Annotated in this window: 23 protein-coding genes and 1 pseudogene; 15 read left to right on the plus strand and 9 right to left on the minus strand. The window is 65.1% G+C overall.

From position 1 onward, the window contains the following. Nucleotides 1-460: 460 nt before the first annotated feature. The 6 genes from J2R80_RS29130 to J2R80_RS29155 all read left to right on the plus strand — a co-directional run bounded on the left by J2R80_RS29130 (nt 461) and on the right by J2R80_RS29155 (nt 4,289). Complete coding sequence (locus J2R80_RS29130; RefSeq protein ID WP_076828942.1) at nt 461-676, plus strand: hypothetical protein; 216 nt, start codon at nt 461-463, stop codon at nt 674-676. A gap of 128 nt (nt 677-804) precedes the next feature. Then, nucleotides 805-1,062, plus strand: coding sequence for a hypothetical protein (locus J2R80_RS29135; protein ID WP_057018491.1), 258 nt, complete (start codon nt 805-807; stop codon nt 1,060-1,062). A gap of 164 nt (nt 1,063-1,226) precedes the next feature. Further along, nucleotides 1,227-2,516: a hemolysin family protein gene (locus J2R80_RS29140; RefSeq protein WP_057018492.1), complete on the plus strand. Its 1,290-nt coding sequence runs from the start codon at nt 1,227-1,229 to the stop codon at nt 2,514-2,516. A 121-nt stretch (nt 2,517-2,637) separates the two neighbouring features. Next, nucleotides 2,638-3,237 carry a formyltransferase family protein gene (locus J2R80_RS29145; RefSeq protein ID WP_018271570.1) on the plus strand — a complete coding sequence of 200 codons (600 nt, stop codon included), beginning with the start codon at nt 2,638-2,640 and terminating at the stop codon, nt 3,235-3,237. Between the two features lie 193 nt (nt 3,238-3,430). Further along, nucleotides 3,431-3,790, plus strand: a complete 360-nt coding sequence (locus tag J2R80_RS29150) for a hypothetical protein (protein ID WP_253590290.1) — start codon at nt 3,431-3,433, stop codon at nt 3,788-3,790. Next, the gene (locus J2R80_RS29155; RefSeq protein ID WP_076828573.1) at nt 3,735-4,289 is read left to right on the plus strand and encodes a hypothetical protein; all 555 of its coding nucleotides are present in this window, start codon (nt 3,735-3,737) and stop codon (nt 4,287-4,289) included. The genes J2R80_RS29150 and J2R80_RS29155 overlap by 56 nt, the downstream gene beginning before the upstream one ends. A gap of 70 nt (nt 4,290-4,359) precedes the next feature. On the opposite strand, the gene J2R80_RS29160 is transcribed toward J2R80_RS29155, so the two are convergent. Then, nucleotides 4,360-4,758: a RidA family protein gene (locus J2R80_RS29160; RefSeq protein WP_057018605.1), complete on the minus strand. Its 399-nt coding sequence runs from the start codon at nt 4,756-4,758 to the stop codon at nt 4,360-4,362. A gap of 231 nt (nt 4,759-4,989) precedes the next feature. Here J2R80_RS29160 and J2R80_RS29165 point away from each other — a divergent pair, with 231 nt between their 5' ends. After that, nucleotides 4,990-5,865: a DMT family transporter gene (locus tag J2R80_RS29165; protein WP_253590291.1), complete on the plus strand. Its 876-nt coding sequence runs from the start codon at nt 4,990-4,992 to the stop codon at nt 5,863-5,865. An 85-nt stretch (nt 5,866-5,950) separates the two neighbouring features. On the opposite strand, the gene J2R80_RS29170 is transcribed toward J2R80_RS29165, so the two are convergent. Both J2R80_RS29170 and cysK read right to left on the minus strand, forming a co-directional pair. After that, nucleotides 5,951-6,190, minus strand: a complete 240-nt coding sequence (locus tag J2R80_RS29170) for a BrnA antitoxin family protein (RefSeq protein WP_050400483.1) — start codon at nt 6,188-6,190, stop codon at nt 5,951-5,953. A gap of 18 nt (nt 6,191-6,208) precedes the next feature. Next, a complete protein-coding gene (gene cysK / locus J2R80_RS29175) occupies nt 6,209-7,183 on the minus strand; it encodes a cysteine synthase A (RefSeq protein ID WP_076828575.1) in 975 nt (324 codons plus the stop codon). Nucleotides 7,184-7,407: 224 nt separating this feature from the next. On the opposite strand from cysK, the gene J2R80_RS29180 reads away from it, so the two are divergent. Next, a complete protein-coding gene (locus tag J2R80_RS29180; RefSeq protein WP_028332087.1) occupies nt 7,408-7,623 on the plus strand; it encodes a hypothetical protein in 216 nt (71 codons plus the stop codon). A 9-nt stretch (nt 7,624-7,632) separates the two neighbouring features. Here J2R80_RS29180 and tgt read toward each other — a convergent pair whose 3' ends face one another. After that, nucleotides 7,633-8,766 (minus strand): tRNA guanosine(34) transglycosylase Tgt, encoded by a 1,134-nt coding sequence (gene tgt, locus J2R80_RS29185; protein WP_076828577.1) that lies wholly within the window; start codon nt 8,764-8,766, stop codon nt 7,633-7,635. 247 nt (nt 8,767-9,013) lie between these two features. On the opposite strand from tgt, the gene J2R80_RS29190 reads away from it, so the two are divergent. The 4 genes from J2R80_RS29190 to J2R80_RS29205 all read left to right on the plus strand — a co-directional run bounded on the left by J2R80_RS29190 (nt 9,014) and on the right by J2R80_RS29205 (nt 13,168). Continuing rightward, a complete protein-coding gene (locus J2R80_RS29190; protein ID WP_253639845.1) occupies nt 9,014-10,147 on the plus strand; it encodes a patatin-like phospholipase family protein in 1,134 nt (377 codons plus the stop codon). Between the two features lie 96 nt (nt 10,148-10,243). Next, nucleotides 10,244-11,005 carry a TetR/AcrR family transcriptional regulator gene (locus J2R80_RS29195; protein ID WP_168858292.1) on the plus strand — a complete coding sequence of 254 codons (762 nt, stop codon included), beginning with the start codon at nt 10,244-10,246 and terminating at the stop codon, nt 11,003-11,005. Nucleotides 11,006-11,267: 262 nt separating this feature from the next. Continuing rightward, on the plus strand, nt 11,268-11,885 hold the full coding sequence (locus J2R80_RS29200; protein WP_076828582.1) for a PepSY domain-containing protein: 618 nt from the start codon (nt 11,268-11,270) through the stop codon (nt 11,883-11,885). Between the two features lie 245 nt (nt 11,886-12,130). Continuing rightward, nucleotides 12,131-13,168: an aspartate-semialdehyde dehydrogenase gene (locus J2R80_RS29205; RefSeq protein ID WP_057018500.1), complete on the plus strand. Its 1,038-nt coding sequence runs from the start codon at nt 12,131-12,133 to the stop codon at nt 13,166-13,168. A 167-nt stretch (nt 13,169-13,335) separates the two neighbouring features. Here the strand turns inward: J2R80_RS29205 and queA are convergent, their stop codons facing one another. The 5 genes from queA to coaD form a co-directional block, all read right to left on the minus strand. After that, nucleotides 13,336-14,412, minus strand: a complete 1,077-nt coding sequence (gene queA / locus J2R80_RS29210; RefSeq protein ID WP_253639846.1) for a tRNA preQ1(34) S-adenosylmethionine ribosyltransferase-isomerase QueA — start codon at nt 14,410-14,412, stop codon at nt 13,336-13,338. A 114-nt stretch (nt 14,413-14,526) separates the two neighbouring features. Next, nucleotides 14,527-14,991: a peptidylprolyl isomerase gene (locus tag J2R80_RS29215; protein ID WP_016846097.1), complete on the minus strand. Its 465-nt coding sequence runs from the start codon at nt 14,989-14,991 to the stop codon at nt 14,527-14,529. Beyond that, nucleotides 14,967-15,404 (minus strand): hypothetical protein, encoded by a 438-nt coding sequence (locus J2R80_RS29220; RefSeq protein ID WP_057018502.1) that lies wholly within the window; start codon nt 15,402-15,404, stop codon nt 14,967-14,969. The genes J2R80_RS29215 and J2R80_RS29220 overlap by 25 nt, the downstream gene beginning before the upstream one ends. Before the next feature lie 5 nt (nt 15,405-15,409). After that, nucleotides 15,410-15,973 (minus strand): peptidylprolyl isomerase, encoded by a 564-nt coding sequence (locus J2R80_RS29225; protein WP_057018503.1) that lies wholly within the window; start codon nt 15,971-15,973, stop codon nt 15,410-15,412. Between the two features lie 45 nt (nt 15,974-16,018). Next, nucleotides 16,019-16,516 (minus strand): pantetheine-phosphate adenylyltransferase, encoded by a 498-nt coding sequence (coaD, locus tag J2R80_RS29230; protein WP_057018504.1) that lies wholly within the window; start codon nt 16,514-16,516, stop codon nt 16,019-16,021. 267 nt (nt 16,517-16,783) lie between these two features. Here coaD and J2R80_RS29235 point away from each other — a divergent pair, with 267 nt between their 5' ends. The 3 genes and pseudogenes from J2R80_RS29235 to J2R80_RS29245 all read left to right on the plus strand — a co-directional run. Then, nucleotides 16,784-17,041, plus strand: a complete 258-nt coding sequence (locus J2R80_RS29235; protein ID WP_057018505.1) for a hypothetical protein — start codon at nt 16,784-16,786, stop codon at nt 17,039-17,041. Between the two features lie 167 nt (nt 17,042-17,208). Next, the gene (locus J2R80_RS29240) at nt 17,209-19,107 is read left to right on the plus strand and encodes a potassium transporter Kup (protein WP_076828726.1); all 1,899 of its coding nucleotides are present in this window, start codon (nt 17,209-17,211) and stop codon (nt 19,105-19,107) included. A gap of 21 nt (nt 19,108-19,128) precedes the next feature. Then, nucleotides 19,129-19,578, plus strand: a pseudogene (locus tag J2R80_RS29245) (phosphotransferase family protein); the annotation flags it as partial. Nucleotides 19,579-19,677: the final 99 nt, after the last annotated feature.

Consider the following 19,677-nt stretch of genomic DNA (forward strand, 5'->3'; position numbering starts at 1 on the left):
TTGCGCCGCAGCATCGCCATGCCGGTGCGACTCGCATTTTGTTGATCGAATTTTCCGCGGCGCGCCGCGACACAAGGACATTAGACGACGAGGGCTACGCCCATGCTTGCTGAAAAATTCTTTTTGGTGCTCGAGACATTGCTCAACGGCCGGACCCATTCCGACGGAAGCCCCCGCGTGGTGAGCACCGCGCCCCACATCCCGGTCGAGCTTCCGCGCGAAGGCCAGCCGAAACGCAGCCCCCGCTAGGCCGCTTGCTGGCGGCAGGTGGTCGCCAAGGCCGAGCTGGAGTCGCCGCGCCACGTTGCTGCGGAATGCTGATCGCGACGTTTGCCTCCGCCAGTTGGCCCGTCGTGACGCACGAAGCCATTTGGCCGGAGTGGCCCCTCGCTCGTGATCCAGCTCATAGTTGGTGAAGCCGAGCCACGCTACACCGCTCCCGCAACGACGTGGTGCCGCCGTGGACGACAAGACCGACAGCAAGACCGATTTCGGAAGCGTCGCCGTCGCAATCTGCGTCGCCGCCTACATCGCGATCATGCTGGCCTATCTCGCCCAATACGATCTCGGCCTGACCGCCGCGCAGACGCGTCATCTCTCGATGCTCGCAGCGCTGTTCCTCGCGCTGCCGGTCGCGCTGGATTTGCTGCGCACCGGGCCCAGCGACGCTCGCTGACGCGGACACGAACACGCCTGCAGCCTTCGATCTCCCCTGCCGCAAACGCGCCTGCGCAACATTGCGCTAGGTGAAGCGACGCGAATCAGCGTTACTTTGCAACTGATCGCTTCGTGGGATTTGGCGGCATGACCCAGCCCGACGTGTTTGATCAGAAGGTTCTGGATCAGAACATTCGCGAACTGCAGGAATGGCTGCGCAAGGCCTGGCAGCAACTCGCGGACCCCTCGCTCACCGCCTTCTCCCGCCGCGAATTGCGCAACCAGATGAAGCAATGCAACGCCGACTTGCGGGTGCAACTGCAAGCCGCCTCCAAACGAATGCTGATGCAGCCCGCCTCATCGGGCAGGAGGTTCGCCAAGCCGGCGCTGCGGATCCTCGCCTAGGGTATGATGCCAGCGCGCCAAAATGCCGCGATCTCCTGCTGCATGCTGGCCATACGCACCCTCTGCTTGTGCAGGGACGCCCGACAAGGCACAGCAAAATCGCTCCGGCATGCCTATATTGGGCGTCGTGTAGCGGCCGACGCCGCCAATGTTTAGGGACTCCCGTGTTATATCTGGAACTTGCGATCGTGGCGGTCTTGATCGTCGTCAACGGTCTGTTGTCGATGTCGGAGCTCGCGATCGTTTCCTCGCGTCCGGGGCGTCTCGCGGCGCTGGTCGAACGAGGCGTCAGCGGTTCGCGCCGCGCCCTTGCACTGGCCTCCGATCCCGGCAAGTTCCTCTCTACGGTGCAGATCGGCATCACGCTGATCGGCGTGCTGTCGGGCGCCTTCTCGGGCGCAACGCTCGGCCAGCGTTTGACGCAATGGCTGCTTGAGCTCGGCGTGTCCCCAAGTGTCGCCGACGCGGTCGGCGTCGGCCTCGTCGTCGGCGTGATCACCTATGCCTCGCTGATCGTCGGCGAGCTGGTGCCGAAGCAGATCGCATTGCGCGATCCCGAGTCGATCGCGGTCAAGGTCGCTCCGGCCATGACCATGATGGCGCGGCTGTCGCTGCCGCTGGTGTGGCTGCTCGACCGTTCCGGCAAGTTGCTGCTGTGGGTGCTCGGCCATCGCGAGGATGCACAGGACCGCGTCAGCGAGGACGAGATCAAGACGCTGGTGGTGGAGGCCGAGAACGCCGGTGTGCTCGAGCCCGGCGAAAAGGAGATGATCGCCGGCGTGATGCGGCTCGGCGATCTGCCGGTCGGCGCCGTGATGACGCCGCGCCACGAGGTCAGCCTGATCGACCTCGCCGCTCCCGCGGCCGAGATCCTGGCGACGCTGCAAAAGAGCAGTCACTCGCGCTGCGTGGTGTTCGACGGCAACCGCGACCATGCGCTCGGCATCGTGCAGGCCAAGGACGTGCTCGACGTCTACCTCGCGGGCCAGACGCCCGACATCCGCGCGCTCACGCGCGATGCGCCGATCATTCCGGAGACCGTCGACGCCCGCGACGTGGTCGCGATCCTGCGCGACTCCAGAGTGCATATCGGCCTCGTTCACGACGAGTACGGCACCTTCCAGGGCGTCGTCACCAGCGCCGACATCCTCGAGGCCATCGTCGGTGCCTTCCACACCGAGGAAGGACCGGCCGAGCCGGCCTATGTCCGGCGCGCCGACGGCTCCTATCTGATCTCCGGTTGGATGCCGGCGCTGGAATTCAGCGAGCTGCTCGGCATCACGCTGCCATCGCCGCGGCCCTACCAGACCGCGGCCGGCTTCCTGCTGCATGAATTCGGCGCGATCCCCGATGTCGGCGCGAAAACCGCCGCGCAGGGCTGGGAATTCGAGATCGTCGACCTCGACGGCCGGCGCATCGACAAGGTTTTGGCCAGCAAGCAGCCGGCGGCCTGACATTTGCCACCCGGCCGTCCTGTTGATAAGGGGCAAGACAGCGAAACAGGCCGCCGCGGTGTGCTATCGGCATAGCGGCGGCCCGAGCAATCCCCGAGTAAACCCCACGGAATAGATCCCCATGCGCATTACCCTTGTCGGTTCCCGCCATTTCGGCGTGACGACCCTGAACATGCTGCGCGAACACCACGTCACGCTGGTCAGGGTGGTCGTCCATGACGGCGAGGACCGGCTGGCGGCAGCGGCCAGGGCGGCCGGCATCGAAGTCGTTGTCCAGGCTGATCCCAAGCTGGTGACGGCCGCCGAGATCGCGCCGGACACCGACCTGATCGTGACCGCCCACAGCCATGCCCGGGTCAGCAGGGAGGCGCTTGCCGCGTCCCGGCTCGGCGGCATCGGATACCACCCGTCGCTGCTGCCGCGCCACCGTGGCATCGCCGCGGTGGAGTGGACCATCAAGGAAGGCGATCCGATCGCCGGCGGCAGCATCTATCACCTCGCCGACCGCATGGACGCCGGCGCGATCGCCGCGCAGGACTGGGTGTTCGTCAAGAAAGGCGAGACCGCCCGCGAGCTCTGGGAGCGCGCGCTGGCGCCGCTCGGTTTGCGTCTGCTCGCCCAGGTCATTGACTATGGCAAGGTCAACGGCTCGCTGCCGGCCAAGGTCCAAGATGAGCAGTTTGCGACCAAGGCGCCGAATTTGAGCCCCGGCAAACACTAACCCGAGCTAGGGTATATGAATACCTCGTTCGGAAAAGCCATGCCCAGATTTTCCGTTCCTGATCCGGAACCGAATTCACCATGATGTGTTTGAGTTCACAGGAACATTTGGGGACTCCCGCGACGCAGCAAATTTTGAACACATTGTGACAGGATAAGCCGCGTCATCACACGAAATTACAGGGATTTGATTCATGCGTTCGATCCGCATTCGCGACCTGATTTTGGTCACTTCGGTCGCTTCGGCTGCTGCCCTCACCGCTCCTCCCGTGTCCGCTCAGCAGCCTTATGACGGGCTTTGGAACGTCACCGTCGTCACCAAGACCGGCAGCTGCGAACCGTCGCAGAGCTCGACCGTGACCGTCGCTGAAGGAAAGATCTCGGCACAGGGCGCGGCGATCTCCGGCACCGTCGGCAGCGGGGGACTTGTGCGAGTCTCGATCAATGGTGCATATGCGAACGGACAACTCAGTGGCAACTCCGGATCGGGGAAGTGGAATGGGGCATCAGCTGGCGTACCATGCAGCGGCCGATGGGAAGCATCCCGTCAGTAAGATCACCAGTCTATCAAGTTTCTTTGCCATCGCGCGGCGGCCAGCATTTGCAGCCGCCGCGTTTTTCGTGACCGCACTCGCAAGTACCACGGGCCATGCCCAGTCCGGCCCGTTCGCCGGCATGGCGGGCACCTGGTCGGGCGCCGGCTCGGTCACGCTGGACGACGGCTCCAGCGAGCGCATCCGCTGCCGGGCGACGTATCACGTCGGCGGGCCCCGGATGACCATGAGCCTCACCTGCGCCAGCGACGCTTACAAGTTCAACCTGGCGGCCGATGTGCAGGCCGAAGGCAGCGTGGTCAGCGGCAATTGGAGCGAGTCCAGCCGCAATGTCAGCGGCTCGTTGCAGGGTCGCGGCGGCGGCGGCAACTTCCAGGTCGTTGCCAGCGCTCCCGGCTTCAACGCCGATATCTCGATGCGCACCACCGGCAACAAGCAGGCCGTTACCATCAGGGCTGACAGCCAGTTCCGCGGCGCCAGCATCACGCTGTCGAAGTAATCGATCCGAACTCCAACCTGGAAAGCCCTCGGGTCATCCCCGAGGGCTTTTTGTTTACGCCCCAGCGGTGCTATGCCGCAGGCACGAATGCGGTGACCTCGATCTCGACCTTGGCGCGCTGATCGACCAGCCCGTCGATATAGAGCAAGGTGGACGGCGGGAAATTGCGCCCGAGCGTCTCCTTCCACGCCGCGCCGATACCGGCGCCCGCGGCCTCATATTCGCTGCGGCTGGTCAGGTACCAGGTCAGGCGGACGATGTGCTCGGGGCCAGCACCGGCCTCATTCAACAGCTTGATGATGCGCTTCAACGCGGTGCCGACCTGGGCGGCCATCTCGGGGGCGTAGTCGCCCTTCTCGTCGCCGCCGGTCTGCCCCGCCAGCACGATCCACTTGCCGGGCGCGTCGAACGCGACACCGTGCGAGAAGCCGCGGGGTTTCGACCATTCGGCCGGTTGCAAGACGCGCATGAGCAGATCCTCCTTTTTGGCGTTCGTCATTCCGGGATGGCTCGCAGAGCCAGACCCGGAATCTCGAGATCCCGGGTTCGCCCGTTTCACGTGCGCCCCGGGATGACAGCGTAGTCGATGCTGCTTAGCAGAGATCGCGTGGGTGACGCATCACCGCGCAGACGGAATTGCGCGTTGCAAATTCATGGCAGCTCGCCGATACCGGGCACCCCTCCTCCGCCGTTCCCCGTCATGGATCGCACGCCCTCAAAGACCCGCGCAGCATTGTGGATGTCCGGCTGGCTCGCGCTGATGCTGATCGTGGCGGTGGCCGGCCGCGAGGCGACGCGCGAGGTCAACGTCTTCCAGCTGATGGCCGTGCGCGGCGTGCTCGGCTTCGCGATGCTCTATCCGCTGATCCACATGAATGGCGGGTTTGCGATCGTGAAGACGGCACGGGTGCACGTCCATATCGTGCGCAACCTGATCCATTTCTGCGCGCAGCTCGGCTGGTTCTTTGCGCTGACATTGATCCCGATCGGCCAGGTGGTCGCGATCGAGTTCACGATGCCGATCTGGACCGCGATCCTTGCGGCGAGCTTTCTCGGCGAGCGGATGACGCTGTGGAAGATCGTCGCGATGGTGCTTGGGCTGGTCGGCGTGTTCGTGATCGTGCGGCCGGCGGCCGGCGCGATCAATCCGGGCCAGCTGATCGCGCTCGCCGCGGCGGTCGGCTTCGGCATCTCGGTCGCCGTGGTCAAGTCGCTGACGCGGACCGAGCAGACGCTGACGATCATGTTCTGGATGCTGGTGGTGCAATCGCTCGCGAGCATCGGGCCTGCGCTCTATGTCTGGACCTGGCCGTCGCTCTCGACCTGGGGCTGGCTCGCCGTGATCGCGTTCTGCGGCACGTTCTCGCACTATTGCATGGCACGCGCCCTGCTCCACGCCGACGCGACTGTCGTGATCCCGATGGATTTCGTCCGCGTGCCGCTGACGGCGATCGCCGGTTGGCTGATCTATGCCGAAAGGCTCGATGTTTACACGGTGCTCGGCGCGGCCATGATCCTGGCCGGCAACCTCATGAACCTGAAACCGACCGCAAGGAAGCCGGCGCGCGCGAGGTGACGCTCGCGTCGCGCCGCAGCCAGCGCGGCCGCGCCCGCCAGCCAAAGCCCGGGGATCGTCCCGGGCCTCCCGGTTTCGAAAGGTGTTACTTTCCGGCGGCCTTGCGCAGCGCCGCGTTGATGCGGTCCTGCCAGCCGGGGCCGCCCTCCTGGAAATACTCCAGCACGTCCTGATCGATCCGCAGCGTGACCTGCTCGCGGACGCCGGGGACAGCGACGGTCTTTGGCACCGCGTCCGCGACCTTGGTGGTGGCGCGCTTGAACGCCGCCTCGGCTTCGCTGCGCGCATCGTTCAGGGTTCGCGGTCGCCTCGGCTGGTCAGCCATATGCTGGATTCCTGTGTGTCAGATTCCTTCAAACAGTACCGTAGAGAGATAGCGCTCCGAGAATGACGGCACAATCGCCAGAATGGTTTTGCCGGCCGCTTCCGGCCGCTTGCCGATCTGCAAGGCGGCAGCGATCGCGGCACCCGACGAGATACCGCCGGGGATGCCTTCGTTGCGCGCCAGCTCGCGCGCGGTCTCGATCGCGGTCGCGCTATTGACCTTGACGATCTCGTCGATCACGGAGCGGTCGAGGATGTCAGGGATGAAGCCCGCGCCGATGCCCTGGATCTTGTGCGGCGTATGCTGGCCACCCGACAGCACCGGGCTCTCTTCCGGCTCCACCGCGACGACACGCAATGATGGCTTGCGCGGCTTCAGCACCTGGCCAACGCCCGTGATGGTGCCGCCGGTGCCAACGCCGGCAACGAAGTAATCGATGTTGCCGCCGGTGTCGTTCCAGATCTCCTCGGCGGTGGTGCGGCGATGGATCTCGGGATTGGCGAGGTTCTTGAATTGCTGCGGCATGACAGCGTTGGGCGTCGTGCGCACCAATTCCTCCGCGGTCGCGATCGAGCCTTTCATGCCCTGCGCGGCCGGGGTCAGCACAATCTCCGCGCCGAGAAAGGCCAGCATCCGCCGCCGTTCGATCGACATCGATTCCGGCATGACGAGCTTGAGCCGATAGCCGCGCGAGGCCGCGACATAGGCAAGCGCAATCCCGGTGTTGCCCGAGGTCGGCTCGATCAGCACGGTGTCGGCGTTGATGATGCCGGCCTTCTCCATCGCCACGATCATCGCCGCGCCGATGCGGTCTTTCACGCTGGCTGCCGGATTGAAGTATTCCAGCTTGGCGAGGATCGTCGCGTTGACGCCAGCCGCCTGCGGCAATCTGCGCAGCCGCACGATCGGCGTAGAGCCGATCGCATCGACGATGGAGTCAAAGACGCGGCCGCGTCCGGGTTGCACTGCACTCGTTGTCGACGGCGCGTCCATCAAGCGGCTCCTGTAGCGGATGTGCTGGGAATATGCGGTCTTGTCTCATTAGAAGCAGCGCACCATGGCACGCAAGTAAGAAACCGCCGCAACGCGAATTCGTTGCATCGCAAAATAGAACCTGCGCAAATAACGTAAAAGCTACGCATTTGTGTTGCGACAAGGTCAAACAAATGGGTTTATATACTTTCGTCAGGTGCAGCTCAGAACGCAAAGGAGGTCACATGCCAGCTCTCGCTGAAGTTCTGTCGACCACAGCGTCCAGGCCCGATCCGCGCGGCTGCGATTTGCCGACCTGTCCGGTGTGTGCGGACTCCATGGTGGCGGCGGAAGCCTCCGCGTACCTGTTCGACAATTTGATCAGCTATCTCTGGACCTGCGACAACTGCGGTTACGGGTTCGTTACCAAACACGCGGTGAAACCGATCGTGTGCAACTGATCACACAGCTCATCTTGGAGCGATGTCACCGCGCGCCCAACCGGCGCGCGTTTTCGTTCTGAAGTCCTCGAACGTGCCGTTCGCCACCGCATCGCGGATGCCCTGCATCAGCTGCTGGTAGTAGGCGACGTTGATTTCGGACAGCAGCATTGCCCCAAGTGTTTCGCCCGATCGCACCAGGTGATGCAGATAGGCCCGCGAATAGCCGTTCGCCGCCGGCCACGGGCTCTCTTCATCGAGCGGGCGCGGATCGTCGACGTGCCGGGCGTTGCGCAGGTTGATCTGCCCGAAGCGGGTGAACGCCATGCCGTGGCGTCCGTTCCGTGTCGGCATCACACAGTCGAACATGTCGACGCCGCGCGCTACCGCCTCGAGGATGTCCTCCGGCGTGCCGACGCCCATCAGATAACGCGGCCGATCGACCGGGAGCGCCGGCGCGGTCTCCTCGATCATCGCCAGCATCACCGCCTGCGGCTCGCCGACCGCGAGGCCTCCGATCGCGTAACCGTGAAAGCCGACGTCGGTCAGCCCGCGTGCGCTGGCGTGCCGCAGATCCGGGACGTCGCCGCCCTGTACGATGCCGAACAGCATGTAGCCGTCCGGCGCCGCCTCGAACGCGCGCTTGGAGCGTTCGGCCCAGCGCAGCGACAACTGCATCGCGCGCTCGATGTCGGCGCGCTCCGCCGGCAGCCGGACGCATTCGTCCATCTGCATGGCGATATCGGACCCGAGCAGCCGCTGCACCTCAATCGAGCGCTCCGGCGACAGCTCGACCTTGGTGCCGTCGATATGCGAGCGGAAGGTCACGGCCTTCTCGGTCACCTTACGCAGCTCCGACAGCGACATCACCTGGAAGCCGCCGGAATCCGTCAACATCGGGCCGCCCCAGCCGGTGAAGCGCTGCAGGCCGCCAAGCCCGGCAATGCGCTCGGCGCCCGGGCGCAGCATCAGGTGATAGGTGTTGCCGAGCACGATATCGGCGCCCGCATCGCGCACCTCGCGCCAATGCATGCCCTTCATCGCGCCCGCGGTGCCGACCGGCATGAAGGCGGGCGTCCGCACGAGGCCGTGCGGCGTGGTCAGGCGCCCGGTGCGGGCGGCGCCATCGGTCGCCAGCAGCTCGAAATGATTGGGAAGAGTCATGCGGCTGCTTATTGCGTGTCGCCGGTGCCCGATCAACCCGTCGGATAGCGGCCCTCGCGCGACTTCGTGAACACGGACGACCGGCCGGACGCTTGCCTGCATCATCAGCCCCTTTAAACAAAACGAAACAGTATCGTTTTATGATGACAATCTGGCAACCGGCTTCCCGCAGCGACGTCGATCCGCGAACGTGACTGGCAGAGATGTCTTACCCCCTAGCGTCCGGCGCGCCGGCGCCGGTCTTCGGATGACGGATGCCCGCGCGATCCGGCAAGCGATCCTGCTGTGCGGCCTCGCCTTGGCGCTTTCGGCCTGCAGCTCGCTGCCGCGGATGCCCTACACGGCCGCCGACGCCGCCAATTCGCGGGTGCTCGACCTCGACGGGCTGCGCCGCTATGCCGACGAGCCGGCGTCAAAATTCAAGCTCGAGAAGAGCGACCTCGCCCCGATCAAGACCTACCTCGCCCTCTCCGGCGGCGGCGCCGACGGGGCTTATGGCGTGGGCGTCCTCAACGGCTGGACCGCGGCCGGCAACCGCCCGGCCTTTTCGGTTGTCTCCGGCGTCAGCACCGGCGGACTGATTGCGCCCTTTGCCTTCCTTGGCCCGCGCTACGACGACACGCTGAAGGAGGTCTACACCTCGGGCATCGCGGAAAGCCTGCTGCAGGATCCGAGCCTGATGCGGGTGCTGTTCGGCTCCGGGCTGTTCGGCAACAAGCGGCTGCGCGAACTGGTGGCGCGTTACGTCGGTCAGGACATCCTGAGCGAGGTGGCGCGCGAAAACGCCAAGGGCCGAAAGCTCCTGATCGTCACCACCGATTTCGACACCCAGCGCACGGTGATCTGGGACATGGGGCGAATCGCCGCTGCCGGAACGTCCGAGGCGCTGCAGCTGTTTCGCGACGTGATGGCCGCCTCCGCCAGCATCCCGCTGGTGTTTCCGCCGATCATGATCGACGCCGAAGGCCAGGGCCGCCGGTTCCAGGAGATGCATGTCGACGGCGGCGTGACCGCGCCGGTGCTGACATTGCCGGATGCGCTGCTGTTCCGCGAGCGCGGCTGGCCCGCCAACAGCCGCATGAACATCTACATCCTCGTCAACAAGAAGCTCGAGGGCAACTTCGAGCTGGTCTCGAACTCGACGATCGAGGTCGCCTCCCGCAGCATTTCCGCGATCACGCAGGCGCAGACACGCTCCGTGATCCTCTCGACCTATGACTTCGCCCGGCGCAACCGGCTGGGTTTCCATCTGTCCTACATCGAGCGCGGCTATCCGGCGCCGGAAACGCAGGGCTTCGACACCGCCTATATGCGCGCGCTGTACCAGTACGGATACGACAAGGCCGCCGCCGGGCAGGCCTGGACTGCGACGCCCCCTTAAGCGGCCTGCTCCCGGTACCGCCGAATGGACGAATCCGCACGGCGCGGGTTATAGACCGGACAGACCCGTCCGACGCACAACGAGATGAATGGGCAAATGGGATTGACGGCAACCAAGGCCAAGGCGGCCAAGCGCGGCGTGATCAAGTCACGCGGCGGCCGGCCGACGCGGGACGCCGCGATCGAGCGCGACCAGCGGCTGATCGAGGTCGCCACCCGCCTGTTCCTCGAGCGCGGCTTCGATGCGACGTCGATCGACGCTGTGGCCGAGGCCGCCCGCGTCAGCAAGCCCACCGTCTACGGTCAGTATGGCGACAAGCGCGGCCTGTTCGCCGCGGTGCTCCGCCGCGAGATCGCCCGCTGGCTTGCCCCGCTCGCCGCCGCGGCAGCCGAAGCGCAGGCCGGCGGCAACTGCGACGGTTCGGTCGAGGAACGGCTGACCGAGCTCGGACGCCAGCTATTGGTGCTGAATTGCAGCGCCGACTCCATCGCTTTCAGCCGGATCCTGACCTCGCAGGCAATTAATTTCCCCGAGGTCGCCAAGCTTGCCGTCGACGAGGGCTGGTCGAAAGCGGTGTCCACCACGGCGGATTTCTTCGACCATCTGGTCGATAAAGGCGTTCTCGATCTCGAGGACACCACAATCGCCGCCGAGACATTTCTCAACATGGTGGTCGGCCACACCCACCGGATGGCAACATTCGGAATTCCGATCGACATGAAGACCGCCGAGACCCGGATGGAAGTCTCGATCCGGCTGTTTCTCGCCGGCGCCGTCGGGCCGCAGGACCGGCTTCGCGATGCGGCCAAAGAGGCGATCAAGGAAGCGACGAAGGCGCGCCGCCGCCCGGCCCGCTGACAGTTTTAGGATCGTCGCATCGCCTCACACGTTGTCGTGATGAGCCTTGAAGGAAACAGAACGAAACCGTATTGTTTAGTTGCAATGAGACGCGGAACCCAAGTTCAGCCCCCCAACGGTTTCGTGTCGCCTTGTCACTTCGATCGTCACGACGGAGCTGCCGCCATCGCTCCGTCTGAACGTTCGGCGGCCGACCTCTGACTAACAAAGGTCGGCCGCACTTTCTCTGCCCGGGCGGCGGTTCGACGCGACGGATGCGACCATGACGACGGGACGATTACACGCACTGCGGCATTGGGTATTCGGCACGCGGCTGCTGGCAACCGCGCTCATTGCCCTGCCCTTCGCGACGCCGGCGCACGCGATCACGAGCTCAACGGCTGCAGCGCTTACCCCGCAGGATAACGACACCGCGCTCGATGCGCACACGGTTCGCCGCGAGCTCGACAGCTTCCAGGCGGCCCAGATCTCGCTGCGCAAGGCGATGGCGATTGCGGAGGCGCTGCATTCCGGTTCGATAACCGCCGACATCAGCTTCGACGGCGCGTCGGAGCCTGCGGTCTACCGGGTCAAGACCATGCAGCAGGACCGCATCTGGCGGCACGCCATTGACGCGGCGACCGGCGAAGTGGTGGGTGGCGAGGCCGCCGCGCCGCTGAAGTCGCTCGGCACCGAAGACCGTGACAACCTCGCCGTGCTGAGGGCGCTCCGGCATCGCCTCGCCGACGCCGTGCGGGTGGCCGAGCGCACGACCTCCGGAAAGGCGATCAGCGGTGGCCTGATGCGCGAACGCGGCAAGCTCAATTTCGTTATCGTCGTGCTCGCCGGCAGCGACCTGAAAGAGGTGATCCTCGAACCGCCCGGCGCGCGCAGGCGCTGAGGCCGGCGCGGCACTCGCCAAGTTTTCTCTCGCCAAGTTTTCGCCCAAAAGCCGTTGACGGACGCCGATCTGTCCCGCATAAGTCCGCTCCATGATCACCGCGACCAAACGCACCAGCAAAACCACCAAGCCCTCCGGGGCCTCGGGAGGCGTGCGCGCGTAGTCGGTCGAACCGCATCATCTCTACCCGAAGCCCCGCCTGATGAAGGTCCGGGGCTTTTTTTGTTGCCTGAAATACAACTCGAATGGAGGACAAAGTGAGTAACGATCCCGTCGTCGCGATTGTCGGCGTCACCGGTGCCGTCGGCGCCGAATTCATCGCCACCATGGACAAGCGCGGCTTCCGCGTCGGCAAGCTGAAGGCGCTGGCGAGCGCCCGCTCGGCCGGCAAGACCATCAGCTTCCGCGGCAAGCCGATCGTGATCGAGGAACTGACCGAGCGCGCCTTCGAGGGCGTCGACATCGCGCTGTTCTCGGCCGGCAGCGGCATCTCCAGGAAGTTCGCGCCGCTTGCGGTGAAGTCCGGCGCCGTCGTGGTCGACAATTCCTCGGCGTTCCGGATGGATCCGAACGTGCCGCTGGTGATCCCCGAGATCAACGCCAACCGCATCCGCGACCACAAGGGCATCATCGCCAACCCGAACTGCGCCGCCATCACCGCGCTGGTGCCGCTGTGGCCGATCCACCAGAAGAACCGCATCAAGCGCGTGATCATCTCGACCTACCAGGCCGCGAGCGGCGCCGGCGCAGCTGCGATGGAGGAGCTCGTCGAGTCCACCCGCGCCAATCTTAACGGACAGGTCTACACCCCGAAGGTGATGCCGCACCCCTACGCCTTCAACCTGTTCAACCACAACACGGCGATCGATCCGGAGACCGGCTACAACGACGAGGAGACCAAGGTCATCAAGGAGACCCACAAGATCTTCGAGGACGAGAAGATCGCGGTCGGCGTTACCTGCGTGCGGGTGCCTGTGCTGCGCGCGCATTGCGAGTCAATCACCTTCGAATGCGAAAAGCCGATCACCGAGGACCAGGTGCGCGCGATGATGGCGCAGGCGCCGGGCGTCAAGGTCGTCGACGATCGCGCCAAGAACTACTTCCCGATGCCGATCGACGCCTCCGGCCAGGACGACGTGCTGGTCGGCCGCATCCGCAAGGATCTCAGCGACCCCAGCGGTCACTCGATCTCGATGTTCGTCGCGGCCGATCAGCTGCTCAAGGGCGCCGCCCTCAACGCGGTGCAGATCGCCGAGCTGCTGCCCGAACGCGCGATGGCGTGAATGCAAGAACCGTCATCCCCGCGCAATGGCGCAGCCATTGTCGCTGGAGGAGCCCGCGCGGCGGGCGTCTCGAAGGATGCATCGGCCCCAGTCGGGCCGTCGCCCTTCGAGGGCCGCTGAAGAAGCGGCCGCCTCAGGGTGACGGTGAAGCAGCCGTGCTTGCGGAGCTAGCCTCGCGCGCGAAACAGCAAACACGCATCGCCATACGAATAGAACCGGTAGCCGTCCCTGATCGCATGCGCGTAGGCGCCCTGCATCGTCTCGAGGCCGGAGAAGGCCGAGACCAGCATGAACAGCGTCGAGCGCGGCAGATGGAAGTTGGTCAGCAAAATATCGACCGCGCGGAAGCGGTAGCCCGGCGTGATGAAGATCGAGGTTTCCGCCGCAAACGGCTCGATAGTGCCGTCGGCACTGGCGGCACTTTCCAGCAGGCGCAGCGACGTGGTGCCGATCGCGACGATCCGGCCGCCTTTTGCGCGCGCGGCATTCAAGGCGGAAGCGGTCTCGGCGGTGATGCAGCCCCACTCGGCATGCATCTTGTGCTCCGAGGTCTCCTCGGTCTTCACCGGCAGGAAGGTCCCTGCCCCGACATGCAGCGTCAGGCGGTGCAGCTCGACGCCGCGGCTCTTCAGCGCGGCCTCCAAGGCCTGCGTGAAATGCAGCCCCGCCGTGGGCGCTGCGACCGCGCCCTCATTGGCGGCGAACATGGTCTGGTAGTCGCTGACGTCCCTCTCATCAGGCGTGCGTTTGGAGGCGATGTAGGGCGGCAGCGGCGTGGCGCCGACATCGGCGATCGCCTGGTCGAGCACCGGACCATGGAACGAGAATGACAGCGTCACCTCGCCCTCCTGCCCCTTGGCCTCGACCTCTGCATCGAGATTGCCGAGCAGGCACACCCTGCCCTCATTGCCGAAGCGGATGGTGTCGCCGGGGCTGAGCTTCTTCGCCGGCTTCACCAGCGCCTGCCAGCGCGAGCCGTCGAGCCGCTTGATCAAGGTCGCCTCGATCTTCGGTTCGGTGTCGCGCCCGATCCGGCGGCCCTTGAGTTGCGCCGCGATCACCTTGGTGTCGTTGACGACGATCTGATCACCCGGCTCCAGCCACTGCGGCAGGTCGGCGATCGCGGCGTCGCGCAGCACGCCGTCCGGATGCACCACCAGCATCCGCGCGGCATCGCGCGGGCTCGCGGGGCGAAGCGCGATGCTTTCCGGGGGCAGTTCGAAGTCGAAGAGGTCGGTGCGCATGGCGGTGACTAATGCTTCAGCGCCGTCATTCCGGGGCACGCGAAGCGTGAACCCGGAATCTCGAGATTCCGGGTTCGATGCTGCGCATCGCCCCGGAATGACGGAGTGTTTGACTTACGCCGCGTCGGCGGCCATGCGCGCCTTGACGATCTTGTCCGGATCCTTCACCGGCTCGCCGCGCTTGATCTTGTCGACGTTCTCCATGCCCTCGGTGACCTTGCCCCAGACGGTATACTGGCCGTTGAGGAACGAGGCGTCGTCGAAGCAGATGAAGAACTGGCTGTCGCCGGAATCCGGATTGGCGGCGCGGGCCATCGAGGCGGTGCCGCGGACATGCGGCTCCTTGTTGAATTCGGCCTTCAGCTTCTTGCCGGAGCCGCCCATGCCGGTGCCCTGCGGGCAGCCGGTCTGCGCCATGAAGCCGTCGATCACGCGGTGGAATACGATGCCGTCGTAGAAGCCCTCGCGCACCAGCTCCTTGATCCGCGCGACGTGGCCGGGCGCGAGATCCGGGCGCATCTCGATCGTGACCGGGCCCTGGGTGGTTTCGAGGATCAGAGTATTTTCGGTAGCAGCCATGCTCGCTTCTCCTGGCTTCGGGGTGGATACTTCTTATTCCTGAACGGGATCGCGAATGGGCGGCCGGCGACTGCGCCGCCCAGGCTCTCGGTAAATGGCAACGGCGTGCAGCGTTGCAACGTCTCCATCACCGCGATCCGGTATGCAATCCGGTCGTTGTCGGTCGCCTCCTGCGATTCATAGCTGATCCTGGGATGCCCGAGGATCGCGCCCTCGCGGTTGAAGCTGACAATGACGGTGATGTCGATCGGGCCGGCCTTGTCTGCCGGCGGCGGCCGCCAGCAGCGGTGGATGGCAAGAACAACGTCCTTGATCGTATTGAGTTGCTCCGGCTCGGCCTGCACCGGTGCGGTCAGCGTCAGGCAAACCAGCGGCGCGGCGAACCAGGCGAGTGGTTTGCAGCGCGCCGCCATGCGGATCACTTGATGTCGGATGCGACCTGCACCTTCACCATCTTGTCGGGATCGGTGACGGCTCCGCCAGGAGAGCCCGCAGACGCCTTCTTCAGCTTGTCGACCACGTCCATGCCCTGCACCACCTCGCCGATCACGGTGTACTGGCCATTCAGGCTCGGCCCGTCGGCGAACATGATGAAGAACTGCGAATTGGCGCTGTCGACGCTGTCGCCGCGCCGGGCCATGCCGACGATGCCGCGCTTGAACGGGACCTGGGAGAATTCCTGCTTCAGGTTCGGATATTTCGAGCCCCCGGTGCCGTTGAAGTTCTGGCCGTCGCCGGTCTGCGCCATGAAGCCGTCCATTACGCGATGGAACGGCACGTTGTTGTAGAAGCCCTCGCGCGCCAGCTGCTTGATGCGCTCGGCATGCTTGGGCGCGATATCGGTGCGCAGCTTGATGACGATGCGGCCCTTGGTGGTGTCGATCACGATCGCATCGGCCTTGTCGGGATTGGCCGGCAGCGGCTGCGCGACCGCGGGCATGACGCAGAGCAGCGCAGCAACGAATGCAAGAATGCGGATCATGGCAACTCCGGAGCTTTAACGTTGGGGTGTGGCAGGCCGCCGGGATCAGCCGGCGAACTTGGCCTTCAGGCTAGCTGCGACTGATGACGGCACGAATGAAGAGAAGTCGCCGCCCATCTGGGCGATTTGGCGCACCAGTGTGGCGGTGATCGGGCGGACCGCAACCGACGCCGGAACGAACACGGTATGCACCTCGGGCGCCATGGCCTCGTTCATGCCGGCAAGCTGCATCTCGTAATCGAGATCGGTGCCGTCGCGCAGGCCGCGAATCATCAGCGTGGCCTTGGCCGCGCGGGCCGCCGCGACCGTGAGATTGTCATAGGTCGCGCTCTCGAAGGCGCAGCCTGCCTGCTGGGCGATGGGGCCGAACACCTCATGGACCATGGCCAGCCGTTCCTCGGTGGAAAACAGCGGCTTCTTGCCGGGATGGACGCCAATGGCGACGATCAGGCGGTCGCAGAGGAAGACGGCCTGTTTCACCACGTCCAGATGGCCGTTGGTGACGGGATCGAAGGAGCCAGGATAGATCGCGATACGGGACATGGTCCCTCCTAACCCGCCCGGCTCTCCCCGGCAAGCCGCCCGGGTTCCATTGCTTGCTCGAAACAAATTTCCAGTCGTCCAGTGAACGAGTCCTGGGATGCCAGCGTCTACGGGGGTGAATGTTTCGTCGGCCGTCGGCGGACGAAACAAAACCGGCCCGCGACGAAACCATTTCCCGCGGTGGCGAAGACACCAGGAAACTTGCGGCCGGTAGACATTGGACAACGAAACGACGGGCCCGGGCGGCCCGATCAACTGGGGACCGTCATGATCAAGGCACTTTCCGCCATCGCTGTTGCCGCGTTCATTGCCGCCGCGCTCACCGTGCTGCCGGGCTTTGCGCCGCAGGTCGAAGCCTCCACCCCGCAGCCGCTGGCCAAGAGCGACCGTCTTGACGTCCACCCGGTCGGCAAGGACTGCTCGCAGCAGGCCTGGCCGAATTTCGAGGCCGCGTGCCTGCGCAGCGCCGGCAACAAGACAGTGGTTCGTGAAGCCCGCCTGGTCACCGCCGACCGTACCCCGTAGCCCGTAGTCGAGCGACGTCCCTCGTCAGCCTGGCGTAAGGTCAGGCCGTCACACAAAACCCAATGGTAATTTGCGACGTCCCGTCGCAGACTATCGTCTAAGGCGCCCGGCCGGATGACCCGGCGCGCGCAAGACACCGGGGGATTGCCGTGACGAGTACGCCCGCCATCGTTTCTTCTGGCCACCCCCCGTCCAGTCCGATCCCGGTTGCCGTCACGCTCGGTGCCCTGGGCGTCGTCTATGGCGACATCGGCACCAGCCCCCTCTACGCCCTGAAGGAAGCCGCCAAGGCCGCCACCCATGGCGGTCCGCTCACCGAGAGCGCGGTGCTCGGCGTGGTCTCGCTGATCCTGTGGGCGCTGATCCTGATCATCTCGATCAAATACGCGATGCTGATCCTGCGCGCCGACAACCGCGGCGAAGGCGGCATCGTCGCGCTCTTGGCGCTGCTCTCGGCGCGCAACGCGGCGCCCGGCACCTGGCGCGCCCATCTTCTGGTGGTCGGCCTGATCGGCGCCGCCCTGCTCTATGGCGACGGCGCGATCACGCCGGCCATCTCGGTGCTGTCGGCGATCGAGGGCCTCAAGGTCGACGCGCCCTCGCTGACCCCTGCGGTGGTGCCGATCACCGTCGTGATCCTGATCGGCCTGTTCATGATGCAGAAGCAGGGCACCGGCTTCATCGGGAGGATCTTCGGCCCGGTGATGCTGTTCTGGTTCGCCGTGCTGGCAGCGCTCGGCATTCACGGCATCGTCAAGGCGCCCGGCGTGCTGGTTGCGCTGAGCCCGCTTTATGCATTCGATTTCCTGATCCATCAGGATTTCCACGTCAGCTTCGCCATCCTTGGCGCCGCCTTCCTCGCGGTGACCGGCGGTGAGGCGATGTATGCCGACATGGGGCATTTCGGCCGTTTTCCGATCCGGCTCGCCTGGTTCGCCGTCTGCCTGCCCGCTTTGGTGCTGAACTATTTCGGCCAGGCCGCGCTGTTGATCACCGACCCGACCGCGATCGAAAATCCGTTCTTCCAGTTGTCGCCGGACTGGTCGCATTACCCGCTCGTCCTGCTCGCGACGATCGCCACCGTGATTGCCTCGCAGGCCATCATCTCGGGTGTGTTCTCGCTGACCCAGCAATCGATCCAGCTCGGCTTCCTGCCGCGCATGCATATCGAGCACACCACGAGCGATGCCATCGGGCAGATCTACGTGCCGCTGGTGAACTGGCTGCTCGCCGCGGGGACACTCGGCGCGGTGCTCGCCTTCGGCACCTCGGACGCGCTCGCCGGCGCCTACGGCATCGCAGTGTCGCTGTTGATGGCGATCACCACGCTGCTTGCAGCGCTGGTCGCGATCCAGTGGGGCTATTCGCCGATCATCGTGATCGCGGTGAACGGCTTCTTCTTCATCATCGACGCGATCTTCTTTGCGGCGAACTCGACCAAGCTGTTCGAAGGCGGCTGGTTCCCGCTGCTGCTCGCCGCTGCGGTGGCCTTCCTGATGCTGACCTGGCGCGGTGGCGTGAAACTGGTCGAGACGGCGCGCAGCAAGCTGCGTCAGCCGGAAGAAGATCTGATCGAGACCGCGGTCAACAAGTGCCACAGCCGGCTGCCGGGCACCGCCATATTCCTCGCCTCCGCCCCTAACGGCGTGCCGCTTGCCTTGACCCAGTTCGTCAAGCACAACCACGTGCTGCACCAGCGCGTGCTGCTGGTCACCGTACAGATCGAGGAATCCCCCCGCATCTCGGACGAGGATCGCGTTGTGGTTCACGACGTCACCCCGGGCATCATCCGCGTCATCCTGCGTTACGGCTTCATGCAATATCCGACCGTTTACGAAGGGCTAAAGCTCGCCTGTCGTCAGGGCAAACTGCCCGGTCTGCGTCTGACCGATGTGACCTACTACATCGGCCGCGAGACCATCATCCCGCGGGAAGACATCCCGGGCATGTGGGTGTGGCGGGAATCGCTGTTCGCGTTCCTGCAGCGCAACGCCGAACGGTCGGCGGCGTTCTTCGGCGTGCCGACCGGACAGGTCGTGGAATTCGGGACGGAGATCGAGATCTAGTCCCACAGCCCGGATGCGGACATGTCAGACGATCCGCCTCTTCAGCTGAAGCCGCGGCTGGCGATTTCGATCGATCAGGCTCAGGCGATCATCGATCGGATTGCGCCAGGCGCGCGCGTGGCAGGCATCACCGAGCTGCGCGGCGGCGAGATCAGCACGATCCTCCAGATCACGCGGGCTGACGCGCCAAGCTGCATCCTCAAGGTCTACCCCGCCCAGCTGCAATGGAAGATGGCGAAGGAGGTCTATGTCCTCGGTCTTCTGCGCGACGCCGGCATTGCCATTCCCCGCATCCTCATAGCCGACGACAGCCGCGCGCTGATCGACTTCAATTTTGTGCTGATGAGCAAGCTCGACGGCGTCGTGCTCGGCAACCGCGAGGCGGCGCCGACGGATCAGGAGCTGTTTTCGATCTACGCCGCCATGGGCACGGCACTCCGCCGTATCAATGGCATCACGCTCGACAGCTTCGGCTATATCGGCCCGCACGGCGTCTGGACGTCGTACCCGACCAACCGCGCCTACATGTCCGCGCAGTTCGCGCGGGCTCCCGATGGCCGCCTCGTCGGC

Origin of the sequence: Bradyrhizobium sp. USDA 4541, from assembly GCF_024171085.1 — a bacterium.
In the GTDB taxonomy this organism is placed as follows: Bacteria; Pseudomonadota; Alphaproteobacteria; order Rhizobiales; family Xanthobacteraceae; genus Bradyrhizobium; species Bradyrhizobium australafricanum.

Excerpts from the sequence above, each read along its gene's own strand:
- J2R80_RS29145 (WP_018271570.1), top strand. The coding sequence starts at position 2,638 with ATGCGCATTACCCTTGTCGGTTCCCGCCATTTCGGCGTGACGACCCTG.
- J2R80_RS29220 (WP_057018502.1), bottom strand. The coding sequence starts at position 15,404 with ATGGCGGCGCGCTGCAAACCACTCGCCTGGTTCGCCGCGCCGCTGGTT.
- J2R80_RS29225 (WP_057018503.1), bottom strand. The coding sequence starts at position 15,973 with ATGATCCGCATTCTTGCATTCGTTGCTGCGCTGCTCTGCGTCATGCCC.
- J2R80_RS29215 (WP_016846097.1), bottom strand. The coding sequence starts at position 14,991 with ATGGCTGCTACCGAAAATACTCTGATCCTCGAAACCACCCAGGGCCCG.
- coaD (WP_057018504.1), bottom strand. The coding sequence starts at position 16,516 with ATGTCCCGTATCGCGATCTATCCTGGCTCCTTCGATCCCGTCACCAAC.
- J2R80_RS29235 (WP_057018505.1), top strand. The coding sequence starts at position 16,784 with ATGATCAAGGCACTTTCCGCCATCGCTGTTGCCGCGTTCATTGCCGCC.
- J2R80_RS29200 (WP_076828582.1), top strand. The coding sequence starts at position 11,268 with ATGACGACGGGACGATTACACGCACTGCGGCATTGGGTATTCGGCACG.
- J2R80_RS29160 (WP_057018605.1), bottom strand. The coding sequence starts at position 4,758 with ATGCGCGTCTTGCAACCGGCCGAATGGTCGAAACCCCGCGGCTTCTCG.
- J2R80_RS29190 (WP_253639845.1), top strand. The coding sequence starts at position 9,014 with ATGACGGATGCCCGCGCGATCCGGCAAGCGATCCTGCTGTGCGGCCTC.
- queA (WP_253639846.1), bottom strand. The coding sequence starts at position 14,412 with ATGCGCACCGACCTCTTCGACTTCGAACTGCCCCCGGAAAGCATCGCG.
- J2R80_RS29170 (WP_050400483.1), bottom strand. The coding sequence starts at position 6,190 with ATGGCTGACCAGCCGAGGCGACCGCGAACCCTGAACGATGCGCGCAGC.
- J2R80_RS29165 (WP_253590291.1), top strand. The coding sequence starts at position 4,990 with ATGGATCGCACGCCCTCAAAGACCCGCGCAGCATTGTGGATGTCCGGC.
- J2R80_RS29195 (WP_168858292.1), top strand. The coding sequence starts at position 10,244 with ATGGGATTGACGGCAACCAAGGCCAAGGCGGCCAAGCGCGGCGTGATC.
- J2R80_RS29205 (WP_057018500.1), top strand. The coding sequence starts at position 12,131 with ATGGAGGACAAAGTGAGTAACGATCCCGTCGTCGCGATTGTCGGCGTC.
- J2R80_RS29155 (WP_076828573.1), top strand. The coding sequence starts at position 3,735 with ATGGGGCATCAGCTGGCGTACCATGCAGCGGCCGATGGGAAGCATCCC.
- J2R80_RS29150 (WP_253590290.1), top strand. The coding sequence starts at position 3,431 with ATGCGTTCGATCCGCATTCGCGACCTGATTTTGGTCACTTCGGTCGCT.
- J2R80_RS29180 (WP_028332087.1), top strand. The coding sequence starts at position 7,408 with ATGCCAGCTCTCGCTGAAGTTCTGTCGACCACAGCGTCCAGGCCCGAT.
- tgt (WP_076828577.1), bottom strand. The coding sequence starts at position 8,766 with ATGACTCTTCCCAATCATTTCGAGCTGCTGGCGACCGATGGCGCCGCC.
- cysK (WP_076828575.1), bottom strand. The coding sequence starts at position 7,183 with ATGGACGCGCCGTCGACAACGAGTGCAGTGCAACCCGGACGCGGCCGC.
- J2R80_RS29135 (WP_057018491.1), top strand. The coding sequence starts at position 805 with ATGACCCAGCCCGACGTGTTTGATCAGAAGGTTCTGGATCAGAACATT.